The organism is Pseudomonas sp. E1MeOHC2 (genome assembly GCF_058745025.1).
In genome coordinates this window covers 513,915-530,854 of record NZ_CP196675.1, presented here as the reverse complement: position 1 = coordinate 530,854, position 16,940 = coordinate 513,915, and the positions used below count along the sequence as shown (strand labels likewise).

Sequence of the window (16,940 nt, the reverse complement as noted above, 5' to 3'; positions counted from 1 at the left end):
GGGTGCCCGCCAGAGGTTTACACCTGAAACCCCGTATTCCAATGGATACGGGGTTTTTTGTTGCCTGTTTGGCGAGCAGGTTCGCGACGCGGCACAAATCGTGGGGGTGGTGTGCCTTTTGCCGATTGCAGACGTCGAAATCCGGTCTCTATTCTTTGTGCACCTGGCCTTCGGGAACCCTGCATGAACTTCATTCAAAGCAATCTCAACAACCTGCTGGCAATCTGCTGGTTCGCAGCCTGCTGGGGCGGCTACACCCGCTATGCCATCTGGAAGGGCCGCGACACCGCTTGCCTGGCCAGCGTGCTGCACTTGTACCGCGAAGACTGGATGCGGCGGATGCTGTTGCGCGACAACCGCATCGCCGATGCCAGCGTGATCGGCAACCTGGAGCGTAACGCCTCGTTTTTCGCGTCCAGTACCCTGATTATCCTGGCCGGCATTCTTACCGTGCTCGGCGCCTCGGACCGGGCCTTGTCGCTGCTGGCCGACCTACCACTGGTGCAACAGACGTCCCAGGGTATGTCCGAAATCAAGTTGCTGTGCCTGGCGACAGTCTTCGTGTATGCCTTTTTCACCTTCAGTTGGTGCATGCGCCAGTACAACTTCGCGTCGGTGCTGGTGGGGTCCGCGCCGATGATTGGTGAGCGGCTGGTCAATGAACTGGAGCGCAAGGCATTCGCCTCGCGCGCAGCGCGGGTGCTGTCGCTTGCGGCCAACCAGTTCAACTTTGGGCTGCGTTCGTATTATTTCGGTATGGCCCTGTTGAGCTGGTTTATTAGCCCGTGGTTGTTCATGGCCATGAGTGTCGGCGTAGTGCTGATTCTCTACCGCCGGGAGTTCCATTCCGATGTGTTGGATGTGATGGTGTTCACACCCACGGAAAGTGCGCCGATGGATACCCCGAAAGACAGTTCCGTTTCTGGCACCTGAAACGTTTAATCTTTAAACCGCAGGTACAAAAAAACCCGACAATGTCGGGTTTTTTTGTACAGACCGATTACTGCTTGGCAGGTTCGGCCGGAGTAGCAGGTGCAGCTTCTGGCGCTGGAGTGGCCGGGGCGGCTTCCGGAGCCGGAGTTGCCGGAGCGGCTTCTTCGGCGGCCTTCTGCTGCGCTTCGGCCTGAGCTTTGGCGGCTTCGGCGTTTTCCTTGGCGGCTTCGTTCATCTTATCCTGAGCTTCGCCCATTTTTTCCTGGGCTTGCTCGGCGTGTTGCTGTGCGTCCTGGGCTTTGTCTTCGCTCGCTTTATCGCAAGCGGCCAGGCCCAGGGTAGCAGCCAGCATCAGAGCAAAAGCAAAAGGTTTACGCATGGGTGTGTTTCTCCTTGGTGGAATAAGTGACTTGTTCCTTCGAGTGCAACTACGCGGAATAAGTTCCGCGCAGGTTACAGATATATAACACCCCGTTCTATATAGACTTTTTAACGTTTTTATGCCGTTGCGTCAGCGGCCCTGGAACTTGCCGATGAGTGATTCAACCTTGATGGCCATGGCCGAGCGTTTTCTTTCGGCCTTGAAGCATTGTCAGTTGTTGCAGATGCGCGTGGCGCATGCCGATGCCGACGGCATGACGTTGATCCTGCCATGGTCGCCTGCAATCGTGGGCAACCCGCAGACCGGTGCGGTACATGGCGGTGCGCTGACCACGTTGATGGACACCACTTGTGGCATGGCCACTTTGTGTGCGCTGCCACAGTTCGAGGTGTGCCCGACCCTGGACCTGCGCATCGACTACATGCACACGGCCGAGGCTGGTAAGGACATCCATGGCCATGCCCAGTGCTATCGGGTCACGCGCGATGTGATCTTCACCCGCGGCACGGCCTACCAGGACGATCCCAGCCAGCCGATCTGCCAGGTGGTGGGTACATTCATGCGCCTGGGGCCGCAGATCAAGGGCGGCATTCGCTTTGGCAACAGCCTCAAGGAGGGTGGCGCATGATCCCGCACGAGGTGCGTCAGCAGCTGAATGCGGCCCATGCGCTCGGCGACTATCGGCCGCTGCTGGCATTGATCCCCTACGCCGGCCTGATCGGCATCGAATGCGAACGCCAGGGTGAGGATCTGCTGTTTCGCCTGCCCGCCAGCCCGGACAACATTGGTAACCCTTTGCTGCCAGCGATTCACGGTGGGGTAATTGCGGGTTTCATGGAGCTGTCTGCGGCCTTGTACCTGCTGATCTATAGCGAGAGCGCCAGCATCCCGAAGGTCATCGACTTTTCCATCGACTACCTGCGCGCCGGGCATTTTCGCGATACCTACGCCCAGTGCCAGCTGTGGCGCCAGGGGCGGCGGGTCACCAATGTCGCCATCACCGCCTGGCAGGGTGATCGGCAGTCACCGATCGCCACCGCCCGGGCGCATTTCAAGGTCGAACCGGAAAAGCCCTTGAAATCGTCTGGGCAGCCCCCATCTGCATGACATCCGCCGTTAACGCAGGCCGAATCGGCTGCCGGGCGCCCACTGCCATCAGATCGGAGTTTTGAAGACCATGAGTGTGGAAACACAAAAGGAAACCCTGGGCTTCCAGACCGAGGTGAAGCAGCTGCTGCACCTCATGATTCATTCGCTGTATTCGAACAAGGAAATCTTCCTGCGTGAGCTGGTTTCCAATGCCTCCGACGCTGCTGACAAGCTGCGCTTCGAGGCCCTGGCCAAGCCGGAGCTGCTTGAGGGCGGTGCGGATCTGCGCATTCGGCTGAGCTTCGACAAGGACGCCGGCACGATCACGCTCGACGACAACGGCATTGGCATGAGCCGCGAAGACGTCATCACCCACCTGGGTACCATCGCCAAGTCCGGCACCGCCGACTTCATGAAGAACCTCACCGGTGACCAGAAGAAGGACTCGCACCTGATCGGTCAGTTCGGTGTGGGCTTCTATTCGGCCTTCATTGTTGCCGACAAGGTCGACGTTTACAGCCGTCGCGCAGGCCAGCCAGCGGCTGAAGGTGTGCATTGGTCCTCGAAAGGCGAGGGCGAGTTTGAAGTCGCCACCGTCGACAAGCCAGAGCGCGGCACCCGCATCGTCCTGCACCTGAAGAAGGACGAGCAGGAGTTCGCCGATGGTTGGCGCCTGCGCAACCTGGTCAAGAAATACTCCGACCACATCGCCTTGCCGATCCAGTTGCCCAAAGAGCAGGCGGCTGCTGAAGGCGAAGAGCAGCCAGCCGAGGAATGGGAAACCGTCAACCGCGCCAGCGCCCTGTGGACCCGTCCGCGTACCGAGATCAAGGACGAGGAATACCAGGAGTTCTACAAGCATATTGGCCATGACTTTGAAAACCCGCTGGCCTGGAGCCACAACAAGGTCGAAGGCAAGCTTGAGTACAACTCGCTGCTGTATGTCCCGGCCCGCGCGCCATTCGACCTGTACCAGCGTGAAGCACCGCGTGGCCTGAAACTGTATGTGCAGCGCGTGTTCATCATGGACCAGGCCGAATCGTTCCTGCCGTTGTACCTGCGCTTCATCAAAGGCGTGGTCGATTCCAACGACCTGTCGCTGAACGTGTCTCGCGAGATCCTGCAGAAAGACCCGATCATCGATTCGATGAAGACCGCGCTCACCAAGCGTGTGCTGGACATGCTGGAGAAGCTGGCGAAGAACGAGCCTGAGCAGTACAAGGGCTTCTGGAAGAACTTCGGCCAGGTGCTGAAGGAAGGCCCGGCCGAAGACTTCGCCAACAAGGAGAAGATCGCGGGCCTCTTGCGCTTCGCCTCCACCCATGACGACAGCGGTGAGCAGAGCGTCGCCCTGGCCGATTACCTGGCGCGTGCCAAGGAAGGCCAGGACAAGATCTACTTCCTCACCGGTGAGACCTATGCGCAGGTCAAGAACAGCCCGCACCTGGAAGTCTTCCGCAAGAAAGGCATCGAGGTCCTGCTGCTGACCGACCGTATCGACGAGTGGCTGATGAGCTACCTCAACGAGTTCGACGGCAAGAGCTTTGTCGACGTTGCCCGTGGCGACCTGGACCTGGGCAAGCTGGACTCCGAGGAAGACAAGAAAGCCCAGGAAGAAGTCGCCAAGGACAAAGAAGGCCTGGTCGAGCGCCTCAAAGGCGCGTTGGGTGACAGCGTTGCCGAGGTTCGCGTTTCGCATCGCCTGACCGACTCGCCGGCGATCCTCGCCATCGGCGAACAGGACCTGGGCCTGCAGATGCGTCAGATTCTTGAAGCCAGCGGGCAGAAGGTGCCGGATTCCAAGCCGATCTTCGAATTCAACCCGACCCACCCGCTGATCGAGAAGCTGGACAACGAGCAGAGCGAAGACCGCTTCGCCGAGTTGTCGCACATCCTGTTCGATCAGGCGGCCCTGGCGGCTGGTGATAGCTTGAAGGATCCGGCGGCCTACGTTCGTCGCCTGAACAAGCTGCTGGTCGAGCTATCTGCTTGAGTTGATGCAAAGGAAAGCCCGCTTCGGCGGGCTTTTTTCATGATGGGTGCCTAAGGAGTGCTTGATGAGCAAGGTAATCGTCGAATCGTTGGTTTATCACCTGGCTGGCAAGACCTATGAGAGCCGCCTGGTCCATGAGCCGGGCGCGCTGCCGAAGCCGGGCCTGGTGATGGCGCCGAACTGGATGGGCATTGGCGAAGGTGCCGAGCGCATTGCCAGGGAAGTGGCCGAAAAGGGCTACGTGGTACTGATTGCCGACCTTTATGGGCAGTCAGTGCGGCCGTCCAATGCCGATGAGGCAGGGGCGGCGATGATGCCGTTGAAGAACGACCGGGCAGAGCTGCGCAAGCGCATGAATGAGGCGCTGTCGCAGTTGCTGGCGCAGTCGAAGGCATTGCTGGAGCCTGGCAAAGTGGCCACGTTCGGCTTCTGCTTCGGCGGTTGTTGTGCCTTGGAGCTGGCGCGCACGGGTGCCGACCTGAAGGCGGCGGTGTCGTTCCATGGCACGCTGGATACCCCAAACCCCGAGGATGCCAAGCGTATCAAAGGCTCGGTGCTGGTATTGCACGGTGCATCCGACCCGCTGGTGCCGAAGGCGCAACTGCCGGCGTTCGAGGAAGAGATGAACGCGGCCAAGGTCGATTGGCAGTTGCTTAGCTACGGTGGCGCGGTGCATTCGTTCACTGACCCGAATGCCAATGTGCCGGGCAAAATGCAGTATGACCGCAAGACCTCGGAGCGGGCGTTCCGCTCGATGCACAATCTGCTGGCTGAAGTGTTCCAGCGCTGATAGTGCTTTGGGGCTGCTGCGCAGCCCTTCGCGGGCAAGCCCGCTCCCACAGGAAATGCGTCAATTTTTAGAAATTGAGCAAGGCAGTTGCTCTCGCGAATAAAGCGCTGAGCACTGGCAGTGGCGCTATCCCTGTGGGAGCGGGCTTGCCCGCGAAGGGCCGCCAAGCGGCCCCGGTCAACGAGGCAACTCGATCCGCGAAGTCTCCCCCGGTACCGTAGGCCAATCCCCCGCAGCCCACCTCGCCCTGGCCTGTTCAATCAATGCCGGGTCACTCGCCACGAAGTTCCAATTCATCCGCCGCGGCCCATCCAGCGGCGCCCCGCCGATCACTACCAATTGGCATTCACCTTCCGCATACAAGGTGGCCGCTTCGCCCTCTGGCAGCACCACCAAACTGCATGGCTCTACCTCCTCGTCGTTCAGCATCAGCTCGCCATCAAGCAGATAGAGCGCCCGCTGCGCGTGCTCATTAGGCACGCTAAGCGTGGTGGCGGGCTGCATCCGCACGTGTGCGTACAGGGTAGGGGAGAGCACCGGTACCGGCGATTCCAGGCAGAAGCCACTGCCCGCAATCATGCAAATGCGCACCCCCAGGTTGTCACTGACCGGCAGGCTTGCCGCCGGGTGGTGGCTGTAGCGCGGCGTGCCTTGTTCGAGCGCACGGGGTGACGCCAGCCAGACCTGCAAGCCATGCAGGCGCGAACCGCTGGCAAGCACATCGGCAGGTGTGCGCTCGACATGCGCCACGCCACTGCCTGCCGTCATCCAGCTGACATCGCCAGGCTTCACATGCTGCTCGGACCCGAGGCTGTCCTTGTGCAGGATTTCGCCTTCGAACAGGTAGGTCAGCGTCGACAAGCCGATATGTGGGTGCTGACGGATATCCATGCCACGGCCTGGGGCGTAGTCCGTTTCGAGCATGTGGTCGAAAAACACGAACGGGCCGACGCTGCGGCACTGGGCCGAAGGCAGCGGGCGCAGGATCGGCTGGCCCTCGACCGACTCCGCACGTGGGCGGATGACCAGGGGGATGCTCATGATGGGCTCCGGGCAAGTTGCAAGTGCTCCAAGCATAGCGGTTTGCCGGGCCAGGCTGAACTGCCACGCTTGCCGGTCGGTCTACCCTGTTCGTACCTGGAGAAGGAAGCTGCCCATGATCGCCAGAGCGCTGGCTTGTGCGGTGTTGTCTGGTTGGCTGTGCCTGTCGGCGCAGGCGCGCGATTACCGCTACAGTGACGCCCACTTGCACTACGTCGACTTTTTCCAGGAGACAGAGGGCATGCCTGCGTTGATCAAGGCCATGGATCAAGCGGGCATCGAGCAGTCGATGATCTCCGGCATTCCGGTGGCCAAAAAATGGCACGAGGACGAACCTAAGCGCCCGCGCTACTACGCAGGGGACGACGCCGATGCCTATTGGTACAGCGCGACCGATACCTATGTGGCTGCAGCGCTGCAGAAGCTGCCTGCCGAACAGCGCAAGCGCTTTCATCCGTTCCTGACCGGCTTCAATCCGGTGGACAAGAATGCCGTCAGCCATATCGAGCGCATGCTCGATCTCTACCCAGGGCTTTGGCAGGGTATTGGTGAGGTTTTCACCCGCCACGACGACCTGACCGCGCTGACCAGCGGTGACACACCGCGCGCCAACAACGAGGCCATGACCCGCATTTATCACCTTGCGGCCGAGCGAGACCTCCCGGTGCTGCTGCACAGCAACATCACCTCCAAGCGTGAGCGCAACCCGCTGTACCTGGCCGAGATCGAAGAGCCGCTGCGTAATCACCCGCACACGCGTTTCATCTGGGCGCATGCCGGCAGCAGCATGGAAATTCATCGTCACCAGACGCAGATGGATTTTCTGCTGCCGGTGCTGGCGCGTTTGCTGGAGGATTACCCGAACCTGTTTGTCGACTTGTCGTGGAGCGTGCTGGAGCCTTATCTGCTGGATGACAAGGGCGTGCCACGCAAGGCTTGGCTGGCGTTGGTAGAGCGCTTCCCTGAGCGGTTCATGCTCGGGTCGGATGTGGTGGGCAAGTTTGCGAGCCTTGGCGAGCAGATGCACGGGTTTAAGCCGTTTCTGGATGCGTTGCCGGAGGCGGTGGCGCAGAAGGTAGCCAGGGATAATTTTTTGGCTGTGTTGCCCAAGGCTAGGTAACAAACCTGTACGGGCCTCTTCGCGGGCAAGCCCGCAGGTATTGTGCAAGGCTCAGGCTATGCACGAAACCCTGTGGGAGCGGGCTTGCCCGCGAGGAGGCTCGTACAGGCAACACAAAAGAAAACGCCCCGAACCAGTCGGGGCGTTTTTCTTTACTGCATCACGGCCTTACTTGCCAGCCCAGCGCTTGAGCACCAGGGTAGCGTTGGTGCCGCCGAAGCCGAAGCTGTTGCTCATGACCGTGTCGATCTTGGCGTTTTCCAAGGTTTCGCGCTGAATCGGCAGGTCAGCAACTTCCGGATCCAGCTCGTCGATGTTGGCGGAGCCGGCGATGAAGTTGTTTTCCATCATCAGCAGGCAGTAGATCGCCTCGTGCACGCCAGCGGCGCCCAGCGAGTGGCCCGACAGGCTCTTGGTCGAGCTGATCTTCGGTGCCTTGTCGCCGAACACGGCGCGAACACCCTTGATCTCGGCAACGTCACCGACCGGGGTCGAGGTGCCGTGGGTGTTCAGGTAGTCGATCGGGGTGTCGACGGTGGCCAGCGCCTGCTGCATGCAGCGGATGGCGCCTTCACCGCTTGGGGCGACCATGTCGTAACCGTCGGAAGTCGCGCCGTAGCCGACGATTTCGGCGTAGATCTTGGCGCCACGGGCCAGAGCATGCTCCAGCTCTTCGACTACCACCATGCCGCCGCCGCCTGCGATGACGAAGCCATCACGGTCAGCGTCGTAAGCGCGCGAGGCCAGTTCCGGGGTTTCGTTGCGCTTGGTCGACAGGGCGCCCATGGCATCGAACAGGAACGACTGGCTCCAGTGCTCTTCTTCACCGCCGCCGGCGAAGACGATGTCCTGCTTGCCCCACTGGATCTGCTCCAGTGCGGTGCCGATGCAGTGTGCCGAAGTGGCGCAGGCCGACGAGATCGAGTAGTTCAGGCCCTTGATCTTGAACGGGGTGGCCAGGCACGCCGAAACGGTGCTGCCCATGGTGCGGGTGACGCGGTATGGGCCAACGCGCTTGACGCCTTTCTCGCGCAGGGTGTCCAGCGCTTCCATCTGGTTCAGGGTCGAGGCGCCGCCGGAGCCGGCAACCAGGCCGGTACGCGGGTTGGAAACCTGCTCTTCGGTCAGGCCAGCGTCCTTGATTGCATCCTGCATCGCCAGGTAGGCATAGGCCGCGGCGTGGCCGACAAAACGGTAGACCTTGCGGTCGATCAGTTCTTCGAGGTTGAGGTCGATGGACCCGGAAACCTGGCTGCGCAGCCCCATTTCCTTGTATTCCGGGTTGAAACGGATACCCGGACGGCTTTTACGCAGGTTTTCGGTGACGGTCTCTTTGTCATTGCCCAGGCACGATACGATGCCCAGACCAGTGATAACGACGCGGCGCATGCGAATAACCCTTAGAAATTGTCAGTGGAGGTGAACACGCCGACCCGCAGGGCTTCGGCCGTGTAGATCTCGCGGCCGTCGACGCTGACCGAGCCATCGGCGATGGCCATGTTCAGCTTGCCCTTCAGGACGCGCTTGATGTGAATGTTGTAGGTGACCTTCTTGGCGGTAGGCAGTACCTGGCCGAAGAACTTCACTTCGCCCGAGCCCAGCGCACGGCCGCGGCCCGGCAGGCCCTGCCAGCCGAGGAAGAAGCCGACCAGCTGCCACATGGCGTCCAGGCCCAGGCAGCCCGGCATCACCGGATCGCCTTCGAAGTGGCAGGCGAAGAACCACAGGTCCGGATTGATATCCAGCTCGGCGACCAATTCACCTTTGCCGTACTTGCCGCCTTCTTCGCTGATATGGGTGATGCGATCGACCATCAGCATGTTCGGCGCGGGCAGTTGCGCATTACCTGGGCCGAACAGCTCACCGCGACTGCAGCGCAGCAGGTCTTCCCGAGTAAAGGCGTGTTGTTTGGTCATGCGAGCTCCTCAATAACCCCCTGCGGCAGGGGACGAATCTTCCCGGCCGGCCCGAAAAGCGATGACTCCGGGGCGGCAGCCTACAGGTAGACTATTGCGTTGTGGTGAAAGTCACAGTGCACCAGACGAAAGAAGTACAGGTGTGCACTGAAACGTCTATTTTCAGGTCCGAAGAAGATCCTGTCCAGTCCTTAAGACTGCCGCACTTTAGCATTTATCGCCAGTCGCGGTTGTCTGACCGGGTAACCAGCGTTGCAGCACGCGCTGCAGGTCGGTGCGGCGCAAGGGTTTAGTCAGGTAATCGTCCATACCGGCGGCCATGCAGCGCTCACGATCACCTTCCAACGCGTTTGCGGTCAAGGCGATGATCGGCAGGTGCATGCCGTTTGGCAGCAGGCGGATGCGCTGGGTGGCTTCATAGCCATCCAGGTTCGGCAGGCGGCAGTCCATCAGAATGGCGTCGAACCGTTGCTGGCTGACCTGATCGACTGCCTGGATGCCGTCTGCCGCCACGCTGACCTCAAGCCCCAGGCTGCGCAACATGGCCTCGATGACGTTCTGATTGACCGGGTTGTCCTCCACCAACAGTATCCGCTCGCTACCGGCGAGCGGTCGTTGTTCGCGAACGGCCCCGGGCAGTTTCGCCTGTGCGGGCGCGGCCAGTGCCAACGGCATTTCCAGGGTGAAGGTCGAGCCCAGGCCCTCGCGGCTCTCGCCGCGCAGCTTGCCGCCCATGCGTTCGGCCAAGGTGCGCGCGATCGACAGCCCCAGGCCGGTGCCGCCGTAGCGTCGGGAAATCGAGCTGTCGGCCTGCTGGAAGGCGACGAACATCATTTCCATGCGGCCGCTGTCGATGCCGATGCCCGTGTCGCGCACGCTGCAGGTAAACCAGATCAGTTGTCGGTCCAGCACCTGGCAGCGCGCTTCAACGTGCACCTGGCCACGCTCGGTGAATTTCAGTGCATTCCCCACCAGGTTCAGCAAGATCTGCCGGATACGTGTCGGGTCGCCGTTCACGGTCAGGTGCTCGATGCCTTCGGCCATTTGCAGATGCAGGCCAAGGCCGCGTTGCTGCGCGCTGTGCTGGAACGACTGAACGCTGCTGGCAATCAGTTCGCCCAGGTTGAAGTCGATGCGCTCCAGCTCCAGCGCCGTGCGCTCGATCCGCGAGAAGTCGAGAATGTCGTTGATGACCTTCAGCAGGTGCCCGGTGGACTCACTGGCAACGGCGGTGTAGTCGGCCTGTTCGCTGGTCAGTGGGGTGGTTTCGAGCAGTTGCAGCATGCCCAGCACGCCATTCATGGGGGTGCGCAACTCGTGGCTCATCATCGCCAGGAAGTCCGACTTCGCCCGGTTGGCCTGTTCGGCTTCCTCGCGCGCCTGGGTCAACTGGGCAATGGCTTGCTTCTGCTCGGCACTGGCTTGCTCCAGCGCGGTGGCGAGGTTGTTGATGTGGCGCGCCAGATGGCCCAGCTCGCTGTCATCGACCACCGGCAGCGGGGTGTTGTACTCGCCTTGTTGTATGGCCTTCACGGCGTGGCCCATGTCGCTGATCGGCTTGGCCAGGCTGAGGGCCAGCCGGCGAGCGAGCAGGAAGGTGAACAGCAGCGCGAACAGGGCCAGGATGCCCGCCTTGATCACGATTTCCTGCTGGCGCTGGCTGAAGGCATCGTCGGACATGCCGACGATCACCCGCCCCAGGTAGTCGTCACCGATGGCGGGTACGGAGACCTTGCCCGGTTGCAGGAAGTCGGTGTCCAGGCGGATCTGCTGCAGGCGTATCGGGGCCTGGAACACTTCCACCCGCTGCGCCCGGTTGGCGCTTTCGTCAGACTGCTCGACGTAGACCAGGATGTGGTTGCGGCTGTCCTGCACCTCCAGAAAGCGCACGTGCGGAATGCTCAGCGTGGCACGCATCAGGCCTTCCAGCACTTCGTTGTTGCCCGAGATCACCCCGTATTCGGAGGCCGGCGCCAGCTGGTTGGCGATCAGCTGGCCGGTGTGGTTGAGCTCCTGGCGCAGGTCCTGGATACGTACGAAGGTGAAGAAGCTGATCAGCAGCAAGGTCAGCAGCAGGGCGGGGCCGAGGCTGATGATCTGGGTGCGGGTGTGGATGTCCCAGCTCAGACGTCTGCTCATGGGGTGGATTCTCCTTCGGCCAAGGCCTTGGCGGCGGCGTTCGGATCGATAGGTTCAAGGCCCAGGGCGCGTGCCACCTGCTGGTTGCCACTGACGCCGTAGCGCGCCGGATAAAGGCTTCGCGGCCAGCGTGTCGGCGGCTGGTCGAGCAATTGGTCGAGCACCGCCAACCAGTCGTCCTGGTCGCTGTAGGTGCTGGCAAGGGCGCCTGCGCGCACAAAACCTGCGTTCGGGCCGATCAGCGCCATTTGCCGGCCGTAGCTGCTGAGCAGCAGGTTTTTCGCGGTCTTTGGGTTGTACAGGGCAGGGTCATCGAGGCCTAGCAGCACGTCGCTGTTGCCCAGCAACTGCTGCAGGGGCCGGCTGTCACGCGGGTCGGGCCAGTCCTGGGCAATGATCTCCAGGCCCAGGGGGCGTGCGGCATGGCGCAGCTCATCGAGCAGGAAGACGCTGTGCTCACCGTAAAGCACACCGATGCGTTGCGCCTGTGGCAGCAGGTAGCGCGCCAGGCGCAGCTGGCGGGCCAGGGGCGGGTCGCTCCACAGCAGCGTAAGGAAGGCGGGGCGGGACTTTCCCAGGCGCTGTTCAGCCTGTACCCGGCTTACCCGCATGGCCAGCGCTGGCGGCCCGGCACTTTCACTCAGGCGCCATTCCAGTGCGGCACTGTCGAGCAGCACCAGGCGTTGATCGGCCTTGAGCCGGCTTGGGCGGGGCAGGTCGGCAGTGGTCTGGAAACGTACTTGGTCATGCGGGCGATGGCTTTCGAACGCTGCGACGAAGCTGCGAATGCCAGGCTGATCTTCGCCACCCACCAGCAGGATTTCACCGGCGGACAGCGGCCCCAGGGGCCACAGGCAAAGCAGCAGCAGGCGCAGCAGACGGGCCATCAGAATTCCAGCTCCGCGCTGACGCTCAGGCGCTGGCGGCTGTCGTAGCGGTTTTGCAGTGCGGTAGTCGGCTCATCGTCCAGACGTTGCTGCCACAGCGCTGCCAGCTCAAGGTTGCTGCCCAGCCCCCGCAAGCGCTTGGCCAGGCGCAGGTCCAGGCGCTCGTAGCGGTACTGGTTGAGTGCATCGTCACCATAATAGAACAGCGCGCTCGACCAACCATCGCCCCACTCGCGCAGCCAGCCTGCCGAGCCGCTGTTGCGGGCGCTGAGGCGGCGGTCGTCGGGGTTGCTGGCCCAGGCGTCGACGTAGGCGTAGGTCACGCGTAGGCGGTCGCGCAAGGTGGGGCGCCAGTCCAGTTGCGCCTCGCTGCCGGTAAAGCGTGCCTTGTTGGCATTGCTGGCGATGTACTGGTTGTTCTTGAGGGGCTCGCTGATCATTCCAGTGATCTCGTCGTAGAACAGCTTCACGTCCATGCTCAGGTCGATGTCGCTGAAATAGCCGTTGTAACCCAGTTCGCGCGAGCGCATGCGTTCCTGGTCGAGATCGCCCGGGCCGCGGGTCTTGACGAAATACTCGCCGTGCTGCTGGCCAAAGGCATTGGGGCTCAGGCTTTTGACCGTATAGCTCCAGTTGACGTTGTTCTCGAACATGTCGGGCGAGCGTACCGCCTCGGAATACACCGCACGCAGGCCATGGCGTGGGGTGATCAGGTAGTTGACCGCCACGCGTGGGGTCAGCGAGTTGCCGGACAGGCGCGAGTCCTCGAACATCGCGCCGCCCTGGATGATCCAGTGCTCGTCGGCGCGCCACTCCAGCTGGCCGAACAGGCGCCAGGTCTGGTCGTCGAGGCTGCCGTTGAAGTAGGTCTGCGAGTCGGCACGATCATAGCGGTAGTTCATGCCGCTGAGCAGGCGCAGGTTGTCGGTCAGGCTCAGGGTGTCCTGGATTTCCAGGTCGTAGCGGGTTTCACGGGTGCTTTGGTCGACATCACCGCACACCACATTGCGGCCGCCCTGGTTGTTCCACTGGTTCATGATGGCATCGACCAGTGCCTGTTCCTCGGGGTTGCTGCTGCGCGGCGGATTGTTGGCCCCACGAGCCACCAGCTCGGCATAGTTCGGGTTCATCTGCCACAGCCGGGTCAGCTCCGGGCTGAACGACAGGGCCGCATCACAGGCGCGCCAGACCTGCTGGCGGTCGAAGTGCTGGGCCGAGCCCTGGACATACAGGCTGTGCTCGGGGTTGAGGTCAATGTTCCAGCGTACCGAACCTGCGTAATCCTTGGCATTGACGTCGGCGCTGTCTCCCTGCTGGGTGACGTAGGGGAATACAGGCTGGTAGGTGTAGGGGCGCTGGTTGCTGCCTTCCTTGGCCGCCAACTGCCATTCCAGGGTCTGGTCGGGGGCCAGGCTGTGGCTGGCGCTGAGGTTGAAGCGGGTGAGGCGGCGGCTGTCGCGGTAGTCGCGGCCGTACTGGTCCTGGTCGAAGCCATCGTCCTGCAGGCCCGACACCGACAGGCGCATGTCGCCGCTGTTCCAGCCAAAGCCGTGGCTTGCGTAGAAATCGTTGATGCCGTCCTGGCCGCGGGTGACCTTGAGGCGCGTGCCATGGCTGTCGGCAGGGTTGCGGGTGAGGATGTTGACCACCGCCATCAGCGCATTGGCGCCATAGCTGACCGTGTTGGGGCCACGGAACACCTCGATGCGCTCGATGTCCTCCATGGCCAGGGGGATGTCGCTCCAGTCCACTGTCGCAAGGCCTGCGCGGTATACCGAGCGGCCATCGATCAGCACCTGCATGCGCCGTGCGTCGTTGACGTTGCTGCCATGGTAGTTGACCGTCGGCTGATTGCCGGCGCCGTAGCCGATCATCATGCCAGGCACCAGGCGCAGCAGTTCGGGGATGTCGCGGGCACCGCTGGCGCGGATCAGTTCACTGTCGAGCACGGTCATGCTGCCTGGGACCGCTGCCGGGGATTGTTTGAGGCGGGTGGCGGTCAGAACCTGCGGCAGGTCGGCGTTGTCGATGAACAGATCGTCGGCCATGGCCGGGCCGCCGAGCAAGGCGGTCAGTAGTAGAAGACGCGGGTAGGGGGGCGTGCCAGGCACCACGGTACGACCTTGTTTCAGGGATGAAACAGGCATGTTAACTGACCTTGGGTGTTTTGCCAGCGATCAGGCCTTCCATAGCGGCCCTTTCCCGGGCGCTGCCACTGGCCCTGTCGCCTATGCATCGTATAATGCCCCGGTCGCCACTTAACTTTTGGCTTTAACGGATTGGATATGACTGAACAGCAACCTGTTGCAGTTCTGGGCGGCGGCAGCTTCGGCACCGCCGTGGCGAACCTGCTGGCGGAAAACGGTGTGCCGGTGCGCCAATGGATGCGCGACCCGGAGCAGGCCGAGGCCATGCGCGTCAACCGCGAGAATCCACGCTACCTCAAAGGCATTCGCCTGCACGATGGTGTCGAGCCGGTCAACGACCTGCTGGCTACCCTGCAGGCCTGCGACCTGGTCTTCGTCGCCTTGCCGTCGAGCGCCTTGCGCAGCGTACTGGCGCCCCATGCCGAGCTGTTGCGCGGCAAGGGCCTGGTCAGCCTGACCAAGGGCATCGAGGCGCAGAGCTTCAAGCTGATGAGCCAGATCCTCGAAGAAATCGCCCCCCAAGCCCGCATCGGTGTGCTGTCGGGGCCTAACCTTGCCCGCGAGATCGCCGAGCACGCGCTGACCGCCACGGTGGTCGCGAGCGAAGACGAACAGCTCTGCCAGCGAGTGCAGGCCGTGCTGCATGGGCGTACCTTCCGCGTCTACGCAAGCGCCGACCGCTTCGGGGTCGAGCTGGGCGGCGCGCTGAAGAACGTCTACGCCATCATTGCCGGCATGGCCGTGGCGCTGGGCATGGGCGAGAACACCAAGAGCATGCTGATCACCCGTGCCCTGGCCGAGATGACCCGCTTTGCCGTGAGCCAGGGCGCCAACCCGATGACCTTCCTTGGCCTGGCCGGTGTCGGTGACCTGATCGTCACCTGCTCCTCGCCCAAGAGCCGCAACTACCAGGTGGGTCACGCGCTGGGCCAGGGCTTGAGCCTGGATGAGGCAGTCAATCGCCTGGGCGAGGTCGCTGAAGGGGTCAACACCCTCAAGGTGCTCAAGGCCAAGGCCCAGGAAGTGCAGGTATACATGCCGCTGGTAGCGGGCCTGCACGCCATCTTGTTCGAGGGCCGTACCCTGAACCAGGTGATCGAGCACCTGATGCGTGCAGAGCCCAAGACCGACGTCGATTTCATTTCCATCAGCGGTTTCAACTGAGCCGACAGCGGCTTTGACCAGAACAAGGAGCAAGACATGAACGATACGCCCGAACGCGCCCAGCGTGAGTCGATCCTCCTGCGGGTACTGTGGATGCTGGTGTTCCTGCTGGTCTGGCAAGTGGCCGAACTGCTGCTGGGCGGCCTGGTGCTGGTGCAGCTGATCTACCGCCTGATCTACGGTGCCCCCAGCGCCAGCCTGATGAACTTTGGCGACAGCCTCAGCCAGTACCTGGCGCAGATCGGCCGCTTCGGCAGCTTCCACAGCGACCAGAAACCCTGGCCATTCGCCGACTGGCCAGCCCCCCGTGCGCCAGAAGGCGAGGCCCCGCACGCCGTGGCTCCGGCGCCGCACCCCGTGCGTGACGAAGAGCCCAAGCTGTGAAGCTGTGGGTGCTGCGCCACGGTGAGGCGGAGCCTCGGGCCAATACCGACGCCGAGCGGCGCCTGACCAGCCATGGCCGCGAGCAGGTGCTGCACAGCGCCGCGCGCCTGCTCGGGCAGCCGTTGCAGGCGATCATCGCCAGCCCTTATGTCCGTGCCCAGCAGACTGCAGCGCTGGTGCACGACACCTTGGGCTTTGCCGAGCCTGTGCACACCGTGCCCTGGCTGACGCCGGAAAGCGATGTGCAGCGAGTGATCGGCGAAATCGAACGGCTGGGCCTGGAGCATGTGCTGCTGGTCAGCCACCAACCGCTGGTGGGGACGCTGGTCGGTGCCCTGGAACACGGTCATTTGCAGCAATCGGCAGCCATGAGTACCGCCAGCCTGGCGGAGCTTGAGGGTGACTGGCCGTTGGCAGGGCTGATGACCTTGCGCGCGCTTAATTCGCCGGCCTGACGCCTGGCAACTGGCATTTTTGTCAGTTGCCGCTTCGCTTGGCTGCTTGCTAGCGTTGCACCACATTGGGCGCGTGGACAGGCAGGGCACGATCATGAAAGGGCAGAGGCAAGCGCAGTTACGCTCCATGGACTTGCAGCCCACCGTGGACAAGGTGCAGGAAGGCGAGGTGCTGGACTTTGCCCAGTACAGCCTGCTGCGCGATTCGGCCGACGCCAAGCTTTATCAGCTGATGGGCAAAGTGCGCAGCCACGGCGGGCTGCAACCCAGCGTCATGCAGCAAGGCGAGACCGATTTATTTGCCCTGCAGGCGGCCTGTCTGCGGGTGTCTCACTTGTTGCAGACCAGCTGCCTGGCATTGCGCAGGCTGCAGCTCGACCACCACGACCAATGCCTCGCCCGCGAGGTGCTTGAGAGCCAGGTGGCCTACATGCAGGCTTGTCTGCAGCGTTCACTGGGCAGTTTCGATCGCACCCCATGACCTGATTGCCCTCGCCGAT

General features: G+C 62.3%; 17 protein-coding genes. 10 read left to right on the top strand and 7 right to left on the bottom strand.

From position 1 onward, the window contains the following. Positions 1-183: 183 nt before the first annotated feature. Complete coding sequence (locus ACSSU5_RS02315) at positions 184-933, top strand: DUF599 domain-containing protein (protein ID WP_492560508.1); 750 nt, start codon at positions 184-186, stop codon at positions 931-933. Positions 934-1,000: 67 nt separating this feature from the next. On the opposite strand, the gene ACSSU5_RS02310 is transcribed toward ACSSU5_RS02315, so the two are convergent. Beyond that, entirely contained in the window at positions 1,001-1,312 is a 312-nt protein-coding gene (locus ACSSU5_RS02310; RefSeq protein WP_264312325.1) for a hypothetical protein, read from the bottom strand. 154 nt (positions 1,313-1,466) lie between these two features. On the opposite strand from ACSSU5_RS02310, the gene ACSSU5_RS02305 reads away from it, so the two are divergent. From ACSSU5_RS02305 to ACSSU5_RS02290, 4 genes are all read left to right on the top strand, one after another. After that, positions 1,467-1,943 carry a PaaI family thioesterase gene (locus tag ACSSU5_RS02305; protein WP_264312326.1) on the top strand — a complete coding sequence of 159 codons (477 nt, stop codon included), beginning with the start codon at positions 1,467-1,469 and terminating at the stop codon, positions 1,941-1,943. After that, the gene (locus ACSSU5_RS02300; RefSeq protein WP_264312327.1) at positions 1,940-2,422 is read left to right on the top strand and encodes a PaaI family thioesterase; all 483 of its coding nucleotides are present in this window, start codon (positions 1,940-1,942) and stop codon (positions 2,420-2,422) included. Before ACSSU5_RS02305 ends, ACSSU5_RS02300 begins: the two co-directional genes overlap by 4 nt. Before the next feature lie 70 nt (positions 2,423-2,492). Then, positions 2,493-4,397 carry a molecular chaperone HtpG gene (gene htpG, locus ACSSU5_RS02295; RefSeq protein WP_492560507.1) on the top strand — a complete coding sequence of 635 codons (1,905 nt, stop codon included), beginning with the start codon at positions 2,493-2,495 and terminating at the stop codon, positions 4,395-4,397. 64 nt (positions 4,398-4,461) lie between these two features. Continuing rightward, positions 4,462-5,187 (top strand): dienelactone hydrolase family protein, encoded by a 726-nt coding sequence (locus tag ACSSU5_RS02290; RefSeq protein WP_264312329.1) that lies wholly within the window; start codon positions 4,462-4,464, stop codon positions 5,185-5,187. A 177-nt stretch (positions 5,188-5,364) separates the two neighbouring features. On the opposite strand, the gene ACSSU5_RS02285 is transcribed toward ACSSU5_RS02290, so the two are convergent. Then, a complete protein-coding gene (locus ACSSU5_RS02285) occupies positions 5,365-6,228 on the bottom strand; it encodes a pirin family protein (RefSeq protein WP_492560506.1) in 864 nt (287 codons plus the stop codon). A 115-nt stretch (positions 6,229-6,343) separates the two neighbouring features. Here ACSSU5_RS02285 and ACSSU5_RS02280 point away from each other — a divergent pair, with 115 nt between their 5' ends. Then, positions 6,344-7,348, top strand: a complete 1,005-nt coding sequence (locus tag ACSSU5_RS02280; protein ID WP_264312331.1) for an amidohydrolase family protein — start codon at positions 6,344-6,346, stop codon at positions 7,346-7,348. A 168-nt stretch (positions 7,349-7,516) separates the two neighbouring features. Here ACSSU5_RS02280 and fabB read toward each other — a convergent pair whose 3' ends face one another. From fabB to ACSSU5_RS02255, 5 genes are all read right to left on the bottom strand, one after another. Next, the gene (gene fabB, locus ACSSU5_RS02275) at positions 7,517-8,737 is read right to left on the bottom strand and encodes a beta-ketoacyl-ACP synthase I (RefSeq protein WP_264312332.1); all 1,221 of its coding nucleotides are present in this window, start codon (positions 8,735-8,737) and stop codon (positions 7,517-7,519) included. Between the two features lie 11 nt (positions 8,738-8,748). After that, the gene (gene fabA / locus ACSSU5_RS02270) at positions 8,749-9,264 is read right to left on the bottom strand and encodes a 3-hydroxyacyl-[acyl-carrier-protein] dehydratase FabA (RefSeq protein WP_027592861.1); all 516 of its coding nucleotides are present in this window, start codon (positions 9,262-9,264) and stop codon (positions 8,749-8,751) included. 207 nt (positions 9,265-9,471) lie between these two features. Beyond that, complete coding sequence (locus ACSSU5_RS02265; protein ID WP_492560505.1) at positions 9,472-11,403, bottom strand: response regulator; 1,932 nt, start codon at positions 11,401-11,403, stop codon at positions 9,472-9,474. Next, positions 11,400-12,290, bottom strand: coding sequence for an ABC transporter substrate-binding protein (locus tag ACSSU5_RS02260; protein ID WP_264312334.1), 891 nt, complete (start codon positions 12,288-12,290; stop codon positions 11,400-11,402). The genes ACSSU5_RS02265 and ACSSU5_RS02260 overlap by 4 nt, the downstream gene beginning before the upstream one ends. Then, entirely contained in the window at positions 12,290-14,437 is a 2,148-nt protein-coding gene (locus ACSSU5_RS02255; protein WP_492560504.1) for a TonB-dependent receptor plug domain-containing protein, read from the bottom strand. Before ACSSU5_RS02255 ends, ACSSU5_RS02260 begins: the two co-directional genes overlap by 1 nt. A gap of 138 nt (positions 14,438-14,575) precedes the next feature. Here ACSSU5_RS02255 and ACSSU5_RS02250 point away from each other — a divergent pair, with 138 nt between their 5' ends. The 4 genes from ACSSU5_RS02250 (at position 14,576) to ACSSU5_RS02235 (ending at position 16,921) form a co-directional block, all read left to right on the top strand. Then, positions 14,576-15,601, top strand: coding sequence for an NAD(P)H-dependent glycerol-3-phosphate dehydrogenase (locus ACSSU5_RS02250; protein ID WP_264312336.1), 1,026 nt, complete (start codon positions 14,576-14,578; stop codon positions 15,599-15,601). 36 nt (positions 15,602-15,637) lie between these two features. Continuing rightward, on the top strand, positions 15,638-15,985 hold the full coding sequence (locus tag ACSSU5_RS02245; protein WP_264312337.1) for a DUF4389 domain-containing protein: 348 nt from the start codon (positions 15,638-15,640) through the stop codon (positions 15,983-15,985). Next, positions 15,982-16,440, top strand: a complete 459-nt coding sequence (gene sixA / locus ACSSU5_RS02240; RefSeq protein WP_264312338.1) for a phosphohistidine phosphatase SixA — start codon at positions 15,982-15,984, stop codon at positions 16,438-16,440. The genes ACSSU5_RS02245 and sixA overlap by 4 nt, the downstream gene beginning before the upstream one ends. A 94-nt stretch (positions 16,441-16,534) precedes the next feature. After that, positions 16,535-16,921, top strand: a complete 387-nt coding sequence (locus ACSSU5_RS02235) for a hypothetical protein (protein WP_264312339.1) — start codon at positions 16,535-16,537, stop codon at positions 16,919-16,921. The last annotated feature ends 19 nt before the right edge of the window (positions 16,922-16,940 follow it).